The organism is Micromonospora sp. NPDC048170 (assembly GCF_040652795.1).
Taxonomy (GTDB): domain Bacteria; phylum Actinomycetota; class Actinomycetes; order Mycobacteriales; family Micromonosporaceae; genus Micromonospora.
Genome location: NZ_JBEZMR010000017.1, coordinates 123,936 through 137,271, shown reverse-complemented (window position 1 = coordinate 137,271; position 13,336 = coordinate 123,936). Strand labels below are relative to the sequence as shown.

At 75.4% G+C, this 13,336-nt stretch carries 13 protein-coding genes and 1 tRNA gene; 10 read left to right on the top strand and 4 right to left on the bottom strand.

From position 1 onward, the window contains the following. Nucleotides 1-409: 409 nt before the first annotated feature. From fdh to AB0D32_RS21310, 9 genes are all read left to right on the top strand, one after another. A complete protein-coding gene (gene fdh, locus AB0D32_RS21350) occupies nt 410-3,697 on the top strand; it encodes a formate dehydrogenase (protein ID WP_357092704.1) in 3,288 nt (1,095 codons plus the stop codon). Then, nucleotides 3,687-4,598 (top strand): 4Fe-4S dicluster domain-containing protein, encoded by a 912-nt coding sequence (locus AB0D32_RS21345; RefSeq protein WP_357092674.1) that lies wholly within the window; start codon nt 3,687-3,689, stop codon nt 4,596-4,598. Before fdh ends, AB0D32_RS21345 begins: the two co-directional genes overlap by 11 nt. Then, nucleotides 4,595-5,587 (top strand): NrfD/PsrC family molybdoenzyme membrane anchor subunit, encoded by a 993-nt coding sequence (gene nrfD, locus AB0D32_RS21340; protein WP_357092671.1) that lies wholly within the window; start codon nt 4,595-4,597, stop codon nt 5,585-5,587. Before AB0D32_RS21345 ends, nrfD begins: the two co-directional genes overlap by 4 nt. 45 nt (nt 5,588-5,632) lie before the next feature. After that, a tRNA-Sec gene (locus tag AB0D32_RS21335) sits at nt 5,633-5,728 on the top strand. 19 nt (nt 5,729-5,747) lie between these two features. Continuing rightward, the gene (gene selA, locus AB0D32_RS21330) at nt 5,748-7,052 is read left to right on the top strand and encodes an L-seryl-tRNA(Sec) selenium transferase (RefSeq protein ID WP_357092668.1); all 1,305 of its coding nucleotides are present in this window, start codon (nt 5,748-5,750) and stop codon (nt 7,050-7,052) included. A 2-nt stretch (nt 7,053-7,054) separates the two neighbouring features. Next, nucleotides 7,055-8,866: a selenocysteine-specific translation elongation factor gene (gene selB, locus AB0D32_RS21325; protein ID WP_357092666.1), complete on the top strand. Its 1,812-nt coding sequence runs from the start codon at nt 7,055-7,057 to the stop codon at nt 8,864-8,866. A gap of 40 nt (nt 8,867-8,906) precedes the next feature. Next, the gene (locus AB0D32_RS21320) at nt 8,907-9,104 is read left to right on the top strand and encodes a hypothetical protein (RefSeq protein WP_089000292.1); all 198 of its coding nucleotides are present in this window, start codon (nt 8,907-8,909) and stop codon (nt 9,102-9,104) included. Between the two features lies 1 nt (nt 9,105). After that, complete coding sequence (locus tag AB0D32_RS21315) at nt 9,106-10,383, top strand: hemolysin family protein (protein ID WP_357092661.1); 1,278 nt, start codon at nt 9,106-9,108, stop codon at nt 10,381-10,383. An 87-nt stretch (nt 10,384-10,470) separates the two neighbouring features. Then, nucleotides 10,471-10,641, top strand: coding sequence for a hypothetical protein (locus tag AB0D32_RS21310; protein ID WP_357092658.1), 171 nt, complete (start codon nt 10,471-10,473; stop codon nt 10,639-10,641). A gap of 6 nt (nt 10,642-10,647) precedes the next feature. On the opposite strand, the gene AB0D32_RS21305 is transcribed toward AB0D32_RS21310, so the two are convergent. After that, nucleotides 10,648-11,298, bottom strand: a complete 651-nt coding sequence (locus tag AB0D32_RS21305; protein WP_357092655.1) for a hypothetical protein — start codon at nt 11,296-11,298, stop codon at nt 10,648-10,650. Between the two features lie 120 nt (nt 11,299-11,418). Here AB0D32_RS21305 and AB0D32_RS21300 point away from each other — a divergent pair, with 120 nt between their 5' ends. Then, nucleotides 11,419-11,622 carry a hypothetical protein gene (locus AB0D32_RS21300; RefSeq protein ID WP_357092652.1) on the top strand — a complete coding sequence of 68 codons (204 nt, stop codon included), beginning with the start codon at nt 11,419-11,421 and terminating at the stop codon, nt 11,620-11,622. Here AB0D32_RS21300 and AB0D32_RS21295 read toward each other — a convergent pair. The 3 genes from AB0D32_RS21295 to AB0D32_RS21285 form a co-directional block, all read right to left on the bottom strand. Next, complete coding sequence (locus AB0D32_RS21295; RefSeq protein WP_357092650.1) at nt 11,619-12,098, bottom strand: hypothetical protein; 480 nt, start codon at nt 12,096-12,098, stop codon at nt 11,619-11,621. The genes AB0D32_RS21300 and AB0D32_RS21295 overlap by 4 nt on opposite strands. Next, complete coding sequence (locus AB0D32_RS21290; RefSeq protein ID WP_091106963.1) at nt 12,095-12,307, bottom strand: phosphatidylethanolamine-binding protein; 213 nt, start codon at nt 12,305-12,307, stop codon at nt 12,095-12,097. Before AB0D32_RS21290 ends, AB0D32_RS21295 begins: the two co-directional genes overlap by 4 nt. An 81-nt stretch (nt 12,308-12,388) precedes the next feature. Beyond that, a complete protein-coding gene (locus AB0D32_RS21285) occupies nt 12,389-13,270 on the bottom strand; it encodes a universal stress protein (protein ID WP_357092646.1) in 882 nt (293 codons plus the stop codon). Between the last annotated feature and the right edge of the window lie 66 nt (nt 13,271-13,336).

The window sequence follows — 13,336 nt, the reverse complement described above, 5'->3', positions numbered from 1 at the left end:
AGCCGCGTCGCGCCACTCGCCGAGAGGCGACCTGCACACCGACACCGGTGCCGCCCCCGAGCCCTCAGGGCCCGGGGGCGGCACTGTCTGTCCCCGCCCGCCTCACGATCACCGGAGACCGGACGGGGGCGGAGAGGCCGGGCGGGAGCGGTGGCGAGGGTGCGGCGGCGGACGCGGACGGCACGCCCCGAAGCCTGCGGCGGCGGATGCGGACCAGCCCCATGGGAGCCGGATGCCGCCACGTGGGTGCGGGCTCCGGCCGCTGTCGCGCGTACGCGATGGGCGACACCTCGGGTGCGGGCGGTGACCGTCGGGTGGTGATCGGAGGAGGCGGGTCGCGGTCCGGGGGGGCCTGGCCTATGTTCAAGGGTGGGCGACGTCGGACGGGTCGGGAGAGGGGGTGTCGCGCGTGGGCCTGCGCACCTTCATCCAGGGCTGGCCGGTCTACCGGCAACTCACCGGCACCGACCCGCTCGGTCGGGGTGCCGCGGCGCAGTCCTCCCGGTCGGCGGAACTGACGGCGCGCACCGACACGGCCGACCGCGTGGCCCGCTCGGTGTGCCCCTACTGCGCGGTCGGCTGCGGCCAGCGCGTGTATGTCAGGGACAACGAGGTCACCCAGATCGAGGGCGACCCGGACAGCCCGATCTCGCGGGGCCGGCTGTGCCCGAAGGGGTCGGCCAGCAAGAGCCTGGTCACCAGCCCGCTGCGGCAGACGAAGGTCCGCTACCGGCGGCCCTACGCGACCGAGTGGGAGGATCTGGAGCTCGACGTCGCGCTGGACATGATCGCTGACCGGATTCTCGCCGCCCGCGCCGAAACCTGGGAGGACGTCGACACCGCGGGCCGGCCGCTGAACCGCACGCTGGGCATCTCCAGCCTGGGCGGGGCGACGCTGGACAACGAGGAGAACTACCTCATCAAGAAGCTGTTCACGGCGATGGGGGCGCTCCAGATCGAGAACCAGGCGCGCATTTGACACTCCGCCACCGTCCCCGGTCTGGGGGCCAGCTTCGGTCGCGGTGGCGCGACGGACTTCCAGCAGGACGTCGCCAACGCTGACGTCATCGTCATCCAGGGCTCGAACATGGCCGAGGCCCACCCGGTGGGCTTCCAGTGGGTGATGGAAGCCAAGCGGCGTGGCGCCAAGGTGTTCCACGTCGATCCACGCTTCACCCGCACCAGCGCGCTGGCCGACACCTACCTGCCGATCCGCGCGGGCTCCGACATCGCGCTGCTCGGCGGCGTGGTGCGGTACATCCTGGAGAACGAGCTGGACTTCCGGGAGTACGTGCTGGCGTACACGAACGCCGCGACGATCGTCAGCGAGCGGTTCGTCGACGCCGAGGACGGTGACGGCTTCTTCTCCGGATTCGATCCGGAGACGGGCAGCTACGTCCAGGACTCCTGGCAGTACGCGGGCCACGAGTCGGACTCCGGCAGCGGGCACACCGCGCAGGAGCGGGAGACCGCCGCCGGGCTGCGCCACGAGTCGCACGGCGCCGCGGTGGGCGGCAGCGTGGAACGGGACGAGACGTTGCGGCACCCGCGCTGCGTCTACCAGATCCTCAGGCGGCACTTCGCCCGCTACACCCCGGAGATGGTGGAGCGCGTCTGCGGCATCCCGCAGGAGAAGTTCCTGGAGCTGGCCCGGGCCTGGGCGGAGAACTCGGGCCGGGAGCGCACCGGCGCGCTGATCTACTCCGTCGGGTGGACGCAGCACAGCGTCGGCGTGCAGTACATCCGTACGGGCGCGATCATCCAGCTGCTGTTGGGCAACATGGGCCGCCCCGGCGGAGGCATCCTCGCCCTGCGCGGGCATGCCAGCATCCAGGGCTCCACCGACATCCCGACGCTGTTCAACCTGCTTCCCGGCTACCTGCCGATGCCGCACCACGCCGACCACCCCACCTTCGACGAGTGGGTGGACGGCATCCGCCAGCCGGGTCAGAAGGGCTTCTGGGGCAACGCCCGCGCGTACGCGGCGAGCCTGCTCAAGGCGTACTGGGGGGACGCGGCGACGCCGGAGAACGACTTCTGCTACGGGTACCTGCCCCGGATGACCGGCGACCACGGGACGTACCAGCAGGTGCTGAACATGATCGACGGGAAGGTGCGGGGCTACTTCCTGCTCGGCCAGAACCCGGCGGTGGGGTCGGCACACGGGCGGGCGCAGCGTCTCGGCATGGCCAACCTGGACTGGCTGGTGGTCCGCGACCTGTTCATGATCGAGAGCGCCACGTTCTGGCGGAACAGCCCCGAGGTAGCCACCGGCGAGATCGTGCCGTCCGAGTGCAGGACCGAGGTGTTCTTCCTGCCCGCCGCCTCGCACGTGGAGAAGGACGGCACCTTCACCCAGACCCAGCGGCTGCTCCAGTGGCGGGAGAAGGCCGTCGACCCGCCGGGCGACGCCCGCTCCGAGCTGTGGTTCTTCTACCACCTCGGGCTCCGGCTGCGGGAGAAGCTGGCCGGCTCCGAACTGCCGCGCGACCGGGCGCTGCTCGACCTGGCCTGGGACTATCCCACGCACGGCCCGCACGCGGAGCCGTCCGCCGAGGCGGTGCTGCGCGAGATCAACGGGTACGACGTGGCGACCGGCCGCCCGCTGTCCGCGTTCGCCGAGGCCCGCGACGACGGTTCCACCGCCGTCGGCTGCTGGATCTACTCGGGGGTGTACGCCGACGGCGTCAACCAGGCGGCCCGGCGCAAGCCCCGGCACGAGCAGGACTGGGTGGCCGCCGAGTGGGGCTGGGCGTGGCCGGCGAACCGGCGCACGCTCTACAACCGTGCCTCCGCCGACCCGCAGGGCCGGCCGTGGAGCGAGCGCAAGCGTTACGTCTGGTGGGATCCGGACGCCGGGGAGTGGACCGGCTACGACGTGCCGGACTTCGAGCGGACCAAGCCGCCGACGTACCGGCCGCCGCAGGGCGCGTCCGGCCCGGAGGGGATCGCCGGCGACGACCCGTTCGTCATGCAGGGCGACGGCAAGGGCTGGCTGTACGCGCCCAGCGGCGTGCTCGACGGCCCGCTGCCGACACACTACGAGCCGGCCGAGTCGCCGGTGCGCAACCCGTTCTACCGGCAGCAGGCCAACCCCACCCGCAAGGTGTACGCGCACCCGGTGAACTCGGTGAACCCGAGCCCGCCGCAGGAACACAGCCAGGTGTTCCCGTACGTGTTCACGGTCAGCCGGCTCACCGAGCACCACACGGCGGGCGGGATGAGCCGTACGGTGCGGCCCCTGGCGGAGCTGCAACCGGAGATGTTCGTCGAGGTGTCGCCAAGCCTGGCCGCCGAGGTGGGCCTGACGCATCTCGGCTGGGCACATCTCGTCAGCGGGCGGGCCGTGATCGAGGCGAAGGTGCTGGTCACCGACCGGCTGCGCCCGCTGCGGGTCGACGGCCGCGTGATCCACCAGGTGTGGCTGCCGTACCACTTCGGGTTCGAGGGCCTCGTGACGGGCGACTCGGCCAACGACCTGTTCGGGATCACCCTCGACCCGAACGTGCTGATCCAGGAGAGCAAGATCGGTACCTGTGACGTGCTCCCGGGGCGGCGACCCACGGGCCCGGCCCTGCTGGACCTGGTGGCCGACTACCAGCGGCGGGCGGGCATCGTTCCCGGCCACCCGGCCCCGACGACCACCCCCGGGGCGACGCCCGCGGACGGCGCCGGGGAGGGCCGTGATGCTTCCTGACCCGAACAGCCTGTCCGGGCCGCTGGATCCCGCCCCCGACGCCGGCTGGACCGACGCCCCGCCCCGGATGGGCTTCTTCACCGACACCAGCGTCTGCATCGGCTGCAAGGCGTGCGAGGTGGCCTGCAAGGAGTGGAACGACGTGCCCGGCTCGGGGCTGGACCTGCTCGGCATGTCGTACGACAACACCGGCGCGTTGACCGCGAACTCGTGGCGGCACGTGGCGTTCGTCGAGCAGTCCCGCCCGGCCGGGCGCAGCGCCCCGGGGCCGGAGTTCCTGGGGATGCCCGGGGCACAGCCGCCGGGGCGTGCCGGTGACGCGCAGGGGCGCACCGACTTCCGCTGGCTGATGATGTCCGACGTGTGCAAGCACTGCACCCACGCGGCCTGCCTCGACGTCTGCCCCACCGGCTCGCTGTTCCGCACCGAGTTCGGCACGGTGGTGGTGCAGGAGGACATCTGCAACGGCTGCGGCTACTGCATCTCCGCCTGCCCCTACGGCGTCATCGACCAGCGCAAGGGCGACGGCCGGGCGTGGAAGTGCACGCTGTGCTACGACCGGATGGGCGCCGGGCAGACTCCCGCCTGCGCGCAGGCCTGCCCGACCGAGTCCATCCAGTACGGCCCCCTCGACGAGTTGCGGGAGCGGGCCGCGGCCCGGGTGGCGACGCTGCACGAGCGGGGTGTGCCCGAGGCGCGGCTCTACGGGCACGACCCGGACGACGGGGTCGGTGGCGACGGCGCGTTCTTCCTGCTGCTCGACGAGCCGGAGGTGTACGGGCTGCCCCCGGACCCGGTGGTCACCACCCGGGACCTGCCGAAGATGTGGAAACGGGCCGGCCTGGCCGCCCTGGCGATGGCGGCGGCGGCCGTGGCGGCGTTCGTGGGAGGTTCCTCGTGAGTCCGGATCATCCGCCCCGACGGGGCCGCCGGAGCGGCGAGGAGCTGACCGTCCCGGAGGCCGAGTTCACCTCCTATTACGGTCGGCCGATCCTCAAGGCGCCGGTCTGGAAGTGGGACATCGCCGCGTACCTGTTCACCGGCGGGCTGGCCGCCGGTTCGTCGCTGCTCGCGGCGGGCGGGCAGCTCACCGGCCGGCCCGCGCTGCGCCGTGCCGGCCGGGTCACCTCGCTGGCGGCGGTCACGGCCAGCACCGTCTTCCTGATCAAGGATCTGGGGCGGCCCGCCCGGTTCCACCACATGCTGCGGGTGGCCAAGCCCACCTCGCCCATGTCCGTGGGCACCTGGATCCTCAGCGCGTTCGGCCCGGCCGCCGGTGTCGCGGCGGTCGCCGAGGGCGCGTCGTGGCTGCCCGAGCGCGGCCTGCCGGGGCTCGTCCGTCGGGTGCTGCCACCGGTCGGACACGCCGCCGGGCTGGCCGCCGCGGCGACGGCGCCGGCGCTGGCCACGTACACCGGGGTGCTGCTCGCCGGCACGGCCGTGCCGTCCTGGCACGAGGCGTACCCGGAGCTGCCGACCATCTTCGCGGGCAGCGCGCTGGCCAGCGGCGCCGGCGTGGGACTGATCGCCGCGCCGACCGCGCAGGCCGGGCCCGCCCGGCGGATGGCGGTGGCGGGCGCGGCCCTGGAGCTGTACGGCGCGCACCGCGTGGAGACCCGGCTGGGGCTGCTCAGCGAGCCCTACCGCACCGGGCAGGCCGGTCGGCTGCTGCGTGCCGGGCGGGCCCTGACCGCGCTCGGGGTGGCGGGCGCGCTGCTGGGCCGGCGCAGTCGGACGCTCTCCGCGCTGTCCGGGGCGGCCCTGCTGGGCGCGTCGGTGGCGACCCGGTTCGGCATCTTCCACGGCGGCGTCGCCTCGGCGAAGGATCCGAAGTACACGGTGGTGCCGCAGCGGGAGCGCCTCGAGCGGCGGCGCGCCGCCGGGGGCTGACGCCTGCCCGCATCCGCCCGCCGGGCCTGTGGTTCACTGCTGCGTGGAGGCGTTCAGGCGGCTGGTGCCCCTCCCGGTCTTCAAAACCGGTGTGGTCCGGGATCCGGGCCAGGCGGGTTCGATTCCCGTCCGTCTCCGCCATGCTGCGGAAGAGGGGACCATGGGGGACGTCGCGGGCGATCCGCGCCGGCGGGTGCCGCGCACCGACGCGCTGCTCGCCGACCCCCGGCTGGCCGCCGCGGCGGGCATCCTGGGCCGGGAGCGGGTCAAGGCCGCCGTCCACCGGGCCCAGGAGCGGGCCCGCCGGGGCGAGATAACCCCCGAGGCGGTACGCGACGTCGCGCTGGCGGCCCTGCCCGCGCCGACGCCCCGGGCGGTGCTCAACGCGACCGGGGTGGTGCTGCACACCAACCTGGGTCGGGCCGCCCTGTCGCCCGCCGCCGTCGCGGCGGTGAGCGCCGCCGCCGGGCACACCGACGTCGAGTTGGACCTGCGTACGGGTCGGCGGGCCCGGCGCGGACGCGACGCCCTCGACGCCCTCGCCGCCGCGGTGCCCGACGCGGGCGCGGTGCACGTGGTCAACAACGGCGCGGCCGCGCTGGTGCTCGCGGCCACCGCGCTGGCCGCCGACGCCGAGATCGTCGTCAGCCGGGGCGAGCTGGTCGAGATCGGCGACGGGTTCCGCCTGCCCGACCTGTTGGAGAGCACCGGCGCCCGGCTGCGCGAGGTCGGCACCACCAACCGCACCACGCTCGACGACTACGCCGCCGCCCTCGGCCCCCGGACCGGCTTCGTGCTCAAGGTGCACCCGTCGAACTTCCAGGTCACCGGCTTCACCTCGGCGGTGCCCGTGCGGCGGCTGGCCACCCTCGGCGTACCCGTGGTCGCCGACATCGGCTCCGGGCTGCTCGCGCCCGACCCGTTGCTGCCCGCCGAGCCCGACGCCGCCGGCACCCTGCGGGCCGGGGCGGCGCTGGTCACCGCCAGCGGCGACAAGCTGCTCGGTGGCCCGCAGGCCGGGCTGCTGCTGGGCGCCGCCGACCTGGTTGAACGGCTGCGCCGGCACCCGCTGGCCCGGGCGCTGCGGGTGGACAAGCTGACCCTCGCCGCGCTCGCCGCCACCCTCGGCGACCCGGCCACCCCCACCCGGTCCGCCCTGCACGCCGACCCGGGCGCGCTGCGGGCGCGCACCGAGCGGCTGCGCGACGCCCTCGCCGACGACGGGTGCAAGGCGGAGGTGGTGCCGGCCGGCGCGGTCGTCGGCGGCGGCGGGGCGCCGGGCGTCGAGCTGGACTCGTGGGCGCTCAGCCTGCCCGAGCGGTACGCGCAGCCGCTGCGCGTCGGCGACCCGCCGGTGCTCGGCCGGGTGGTGCGCGGACGGCTGCTGCTGGACCTGCGCTGCGTACCCGTCGACGCCGACGCGGTGCTCCGCGCCGCCGTGCTGCGCGTGCCCGGGGAGGGCTGAGCGTGTTCGTGGTGGCCACCGCCGGGCACGTCGACCACGGCAAGTCGACCCTGGTGCGGGCGTTGACCGGGATGGAACCCGACCGGTGGGCCGAGGAACGCCGCCGGGGCATGACCATCGACCTCGGCTTCGCCTGGGCGACGCTGCCCTCCGGCGCGACGGTCGCGTTCGTCGACGTGCCCGGCCACGAGCGGTTCGTGCCGAACATGCTCGCCGGCGTGGGCCCGGTGCCTGCCGCGTTGGTCGTCGTGGCCGCCGACGAGGGCTGGATGCCGCAGTCGGCCGAGCACCTGGCGGCACTGGACGCGCTCGGGGTGTCGTACGGCCTGCTGGTGGTGACCCGCGCGGACCTGGCGGACCCGGGGCCGGCGACGGCCCGGGCCCGGGCGGAGCTGGCCGCCACCTCCCTCGGCGCGGTCGACGCGGTGGCGGTCAGCGCGGTCACCGGCGCCGGCCTGCCGCAGCTGCGCGCGGCCCTGGACCGGCTCGCCGCCCGGCTGCCCGCCCCTCAGGTCGACGCCCCGGTGCGGCTCTGGGTGGACCGCGCCTTCACTGTCCGGGGCGCCGGGACCGTGGTCACCGGCACCCTCGGTGCCGGTCGGCTGCGGGTGGGCGACGATCTGGAGTTCGCCGGCGTCGCGGGGCCGGTGCGGGTGCGTGGCCTGCACCGCCTCGGCGTGGCCCGCTCCGAGGTCGCCGCGGCGGCCCGGGTGGCGGTGAACCTGCGCGGCACGCCCCGGGACCGGGTCGGGCGCGGCGACGCGCTGCTCACCCCCGGCCGGTTCCACCGCACGGACCTGCTCGACGTCCGGCTGGCCGGCGATCCGACGGCGCAGCTGCCGGCCACCCTGACCCTGCACATCGGTTCGGCGGCGGTGCCGGCCCGCCTCCGGCCGCTGGGCCCGGACACCGCCCGGCTGCGGCTGGCCCGGCCGCTGCCGCTGCTGGTCGGGGACCGGGCACTGCTGCGCGACCCGGGCCGGCACCACGTCGTCGGCGGAGTGACGGTGCTGGACGTCGCGCCGCCGCCGCTGACCCGCCGGGGTGCGGCGGCGGCCCGCGCCGCCGTGCTGGCGACGGTGGACGGTCGCCCCGACCTGGCCGGCGAGCTGCGCCGGCGGGGGCTGGCTCGGGCCGCCGACCTGGTCCGTACCGGCGTCGAGGTCACCGGGCGGCCGGTGGCCGGCGACTGGTTGGCCGACCCGGAGCACTGGCGGGGCCTCGGCGCCCGGCTGGTCGAGGCGGTCACCCGGCACGCCCGGGAGCACCCCCTCGAACCCGGCGCGCCCGTCGAGCTGCTGCGGCAGCGCCTCGACCTGCCCGAGCGGGCGCTGGTCGAGGCGCTGGTCCGGCCGCCGCTGCGGCTGCACGCCGGCCGGGTCACCGCGTCGGCGGCCGACGCGTTGCCGGAACCGGTGGCCCGTGCCGTGGCCCGGGTCCGGGCCGAGTACGCCGACCGCCCGTTCCGGGCCCCCGAGGCCGAGCGCCTCGCCGACCTGGGGCTGGGCCCCCGGGAGATCGGCGCGGCCGTGCGCGTGGGGGCGCTGCTGCGCCTCGCCGAGAACGTGGTGCTGCTGCCCGGCGCGGCCGACGCCGCCGTGCGGGTGCTGGCCGGGCTGCCTCAGCCGTTCACGCTCAGCGCCGCCCGGCGGGCGTTGGACACCACCCGCCGGGTCGCGGTGCCGCTGCTGGAGCTGCTGGACCGCCGGGGTGTCACCCGGCGGCTGCCCGACGACGTCCGGGTCGTGGTCGGCGGGACGGTTGCCTCGCGGCCGGCGGACGAACACGGCGGCCCGGTCCCGGCCCGGAGCTGAAGCCGCCCCGGCGGGGCCGGCGGTCGCCTAGCGTGGCGCCATGGACCCTTCCGCGGTCTGGCGGGACAGGCAGCACAAGTGGCGGATCGAGGCGTACCGGGCGCCGGACCTGCGTTTCGCGATCTTCGCCACCAACGGCACCACCGAGTCCGCGCCGCTGTGGCTGTTCGGGATGTCGGCGCTGGCCCGGTGGCTGATGACGCACAAGATCTCCCTCGACGACCTGGAGGTCGACTGACATGGGGGCGCAGTTCGGTCAGCTCGCGCTGGTGGCGGTGCTGGTCCTGATCAACGCGGCCCTGTCCGGCAGCGAGATGGCCCTGGTGACGCTGCGCGAGGGGCAGGTGCGGCAGTTGAGCCGGGCCAGCCGTTCGGGGGAGCGGCTGGCCCGACTGGTCCGCGACCCCAACCGGTACCTGGCCACCATCCAGCTCGGCATCACCCTCGCCGGGTTCCTCGCCTCCGCCGCCGCCGCGGTCTCGTTGGCCGAGCCGCTGGTCGGGCCGCTGGGGTTTCTCGGCGGGGCCGCACGCGGCGTCGCGATCGTCCTGGTCACCGTGCTGTTGACGTTCGTCACCCTGGTCGTCGGTGAGCTGGCCCCGAAGCGGCTCGCGATGCAGCGCGCGCAGCGTTGGGGGCTGGTGAGCGCCGGCCCGTTGGACCTGCTGGCCCGGCTGTCCCGGCCGGCGGTGTGGCTGCTCAGCAGGACCACCGACGTGGTGGTGCGCCTCGCCGGTGGGGACCCGCGGGCCAGCCGTACGGAGATGACCGAGGACGAGCTGCGGGAGATGCTGGTCAGCCAGCGGGGCCTGTCCGCGCAGCAGCGGGAGATCCTCACCGGCGCGTTCGACATCGCCGGCCGGACGCTGCGGGAGATCCTGGTGCCCCGACTGGACGTGACGGTGCTTCCCGCGACCCTGCCCGCCGCCGACGGGCTGCGCCGGCTCGCCGCCGCCGGACGCTCCCGCGCCCCGGTCGTCGGGCCGGGCGGGCTCGACGAGGTGCGCGGCGTGGTGCACATCCGTGAGCTGGTCGAGGCGGGTACGGCGACGGTCGGGGACCGGACCCGCCCCCCGCTGCTGCTGCCCGAGACCCTGCCGGTCGCCGACGCGCTGCGCCAGCTGCGCCAGTGCCACCAGCAGTTGGCCCTGGTCGTCGACGAGCACGGCGGGGTCGACGGCATCGTCACCATGGAGGACCTGCTGGCGGAGGTCGTCGGGGAGCTGTACGACGAGACCGACCGGGACGTGACCGGCGTGACCCGGGAACCGGACGGCTCGCTGCTGCTGCCCGGCGACTTCCCGCTGCACGACCTGGCGGACGTCGGCGTGCGCCTGCACTTCCGGCCGTCGCGGGAGTACACGACGGTGGCCGGTCTGCTGCTGGCCGGGCTGGGGCACCTGCCGACCGGCCCGGGGGAGACCGTGCACCTGCCGGGGCTGACCGTAGAGGCGGTGGAGGTGTCCGGCCGGGTCGTCCGGAGGGTCCGGCTGCGCGGCTTCTCCACCGGCCCCTGACCCCGCCCCCATCCGGGTGAAAACGGACGGAACGGCTGCGACCGGAGCGTTGCGGGTCGTACCGTCGCTTATGTGAAGGACCGAGGTATGCGGACGTTCGTCACCGTGCTGGCCGGGCTCGCGGTGATCTACTTCGGCACCACCGGCCGCAGCGAGGAGGACGGCCGTGGCCTGTCCGGCGGCCTCGTCGTGCTCGCGCTGCTGGCGGCACTGCTGGTGTGGCACCTGACCAAGCCGGGCGACAAGACCGTCAAGTAGGCCGGCTCACCCGGCGGCGGCGCGGGTCACCTCACCGGCCGACTCCTCGCCGAGGGCCACCCGGACCAGTGCCGAGGCGAGCCGGCCGAAGTCGGTCGGGCCGACCAGCCCGGCCAGCCGCTCCGCCGAGCCGGGCAGGCCGAGACGTTTCGCCCCGGCCAGAGCCCGCCGGTCGGCGTACGGGCGCAGGCCCGTCCAGACCACCTGGGCCTCGCGCAGGAAGATGTCGGCGCCGGTGGGGCCGATGCCGGGGAACTCCGTCAGCAGCCGGCGCAGCGCGGCCGGTTCGTCGCCGGCGTCGCGGTGCAGCCGGCGCAGGTCACCCCGCCAGCGGTCCAGGCACAGCCGGGCGCCGGTGCCGAGCATCGTCGAGGTCCGTTCGTCGTAGCGGCGGTAGTGGCCCCGGCCCAGCGCGTCGACCCGGTCCTGCCAGCTCGCCGCCTCCATCGCCTGCGGGGTCCGGTAACCGGCGCCGAACAGTTCCCGGGCGGCGGCCACGGCCACCCGGGCCCGGATCCGGGTGCTCAGCAGCGTGGCGAGCACCAGCAGCTGGTAGAGCGGGGCGGGCCGGTCGGCGAGCGTGATTCCCGCCTCCTCGGCGTACGTGCGGCCCTGCCGGTCCAGCAGGACCCGTGCCACCTTCCGGTCGTCGCCCATCCTCGCGGTGTACCCGTCCCGCGGGCGCTCACCCCTGCGGCCGTCCGGCTCACCGGGTATGCCGTCGGGGCGGGCGGGTAACCGACGCCGGACACGGTCGAACCCCGGAAGGAGAGACCCGTGGTGAACCCGCAGCAGGAGGAGTTGCGCCGCAACGACAAGGGCGCCACCAGCCAGGACAGCAAGGGCCCGAACCCCGGTGGGCGCCCGCGCAGCCGCGGCTCGTCGCGGGGCGACGAGGGGCGGCCGGTGCCTCGGGGACAGGTGTCCCCGTACGGCCCGGCCACCGAGCCCGTGGCGCGGGACGAGAGCGTCCGCCGCTAGCCGCCCCGACCCGAGGCGGGCGGCCGCAGCCGGTTCCAGGTGGCTGCGGCCGCCACGCCGTACGCGAGATGCGGCACGATGTCGGCAAGCCAGTCCGACCGGCGCCAGGTGCGCGGATCGGTCACCGAGAGCAGGGTCATCGACCCGTCGGACATCGTCATCACACCGCCCCCGAGCACCCCGGCGGCCAACGGCAGCGGCATCCGGCGGCCCCGGGTGAGCAGGGCGTACGCGATTCCCGCCGTGACGCCGATTCCGTAGCCGAGCAGGGGCCCGAGGCCCGAGCGGCGGTTAGCCGCCCGGTCCCCGGGCCCCAGGTCGACGTGCGCCACCCCGGCCAGCCGCCCCGCGGTCTTCTCGGGGGTGCTGCTCGCCGGCCGCGCGCGCACCACCATGTCCAGGTAGCTGACCATGTTCAGGGCGGCGCTGCCGACCGCGCCGGCGATCGCCCCGTCGGCCAGGCCCGTGGCCCTCACTTCGGGTCGCCCGGTTCGCGCTCACCCTTGGGGCCGTAGACGCGTTCACCGCGGACGACGCCCCGCTGCCCTCGATCGGACTGCAGGATCCGGTTGGCCACGTCGTTGGCCTTGTCGTCCGGCACCCGCCGTCCCGAATCGTCGATCGCGTCCCGGATGCGCGCCCGCTGCTTGTCGTACGCGTTGCTGCCCGGCCGTGGTCCTGGCATCACTGCCTCCTCGGTCGTCGTCGCCGTTGGCGTACCGCGGTCGGTCTACCCGCCCGCGCCGGGGCCAACCCCGCGACCGGTTCAGCGTGGCGCGCGGATCACCGCGACGGGGCAGTCGGCGTGGTGCAGCATCGACTGGCTCACCGAACCCAGCAGCAGCCCGGTCAACTCGCCGCGCCCCTCCCGGCCGACCACCAGCAGTTGGGCCCGCCGGGACGCCTCGGCGAGCACGGTGGTGGGGCGGCCCCGGCTGGTCTCCCGGCTGACCGGTACGTCCGGCCACCGCTCGGTCAGCCCGGCCATCGCCTCGGCGACCACCCGCTCCTCCTCGGAGCGCAGCTCGGAATCGTCGTACACCAGGGGGCGCATGTCGCCGGGGCCGGTGGAGGTCGGATTCCGGTAGGCGTGCAGCGCGACCAGCGGCGCGCCGCGCACCGACGCCTCCTCGATGGCGAACTCGGCGGCGAGCCGGCCCGTCTCGGAGCCGTCCACCCCGACGACCACCGGCCCGTCGGGGCGGTCGGTGCCGCGGACGACCAGCACCGGACATTCGGCGTACGCGGCGACCTGCACCGCGACGGAGCCGACCACCAGGGCGGAGAAGCCGCCGAGCCCCCGGTCCCCCAGCACGATGATCGCGGCGGCCGGCGACTCGCCGAGCAGCACGGCGGCGGCCTCGCCGTCGATGATCTCGCCGGAGATGCGCAGCCCGGGCACCGTCGCCTCGGCCTCGTCCGTCGCGGCGGTGACGACCTGTTCCGCCTGGGGCCGCAGGCCGGCGCCGGGCGGGCCGTCGGCGGGCGCGCCCACCGGCACGCGTAGCAGGGGCCAGATGAAACCGTGCACGATCCGCAGCGGACGGTGTTGCCGGGCCGCCTCGACGGCGGCGAACCGCACGGCGCGCAGCGCCGACTCCGAGCCGTCAACGCCGACGACCACCGCCGCGCCGTTCGCCGAGTTCACCGCCCACCTCCCGCCGGTTCCCGGCCAGTATCGCGGCCGGCCGCCTGTCGGCGGGCCGATACCGCG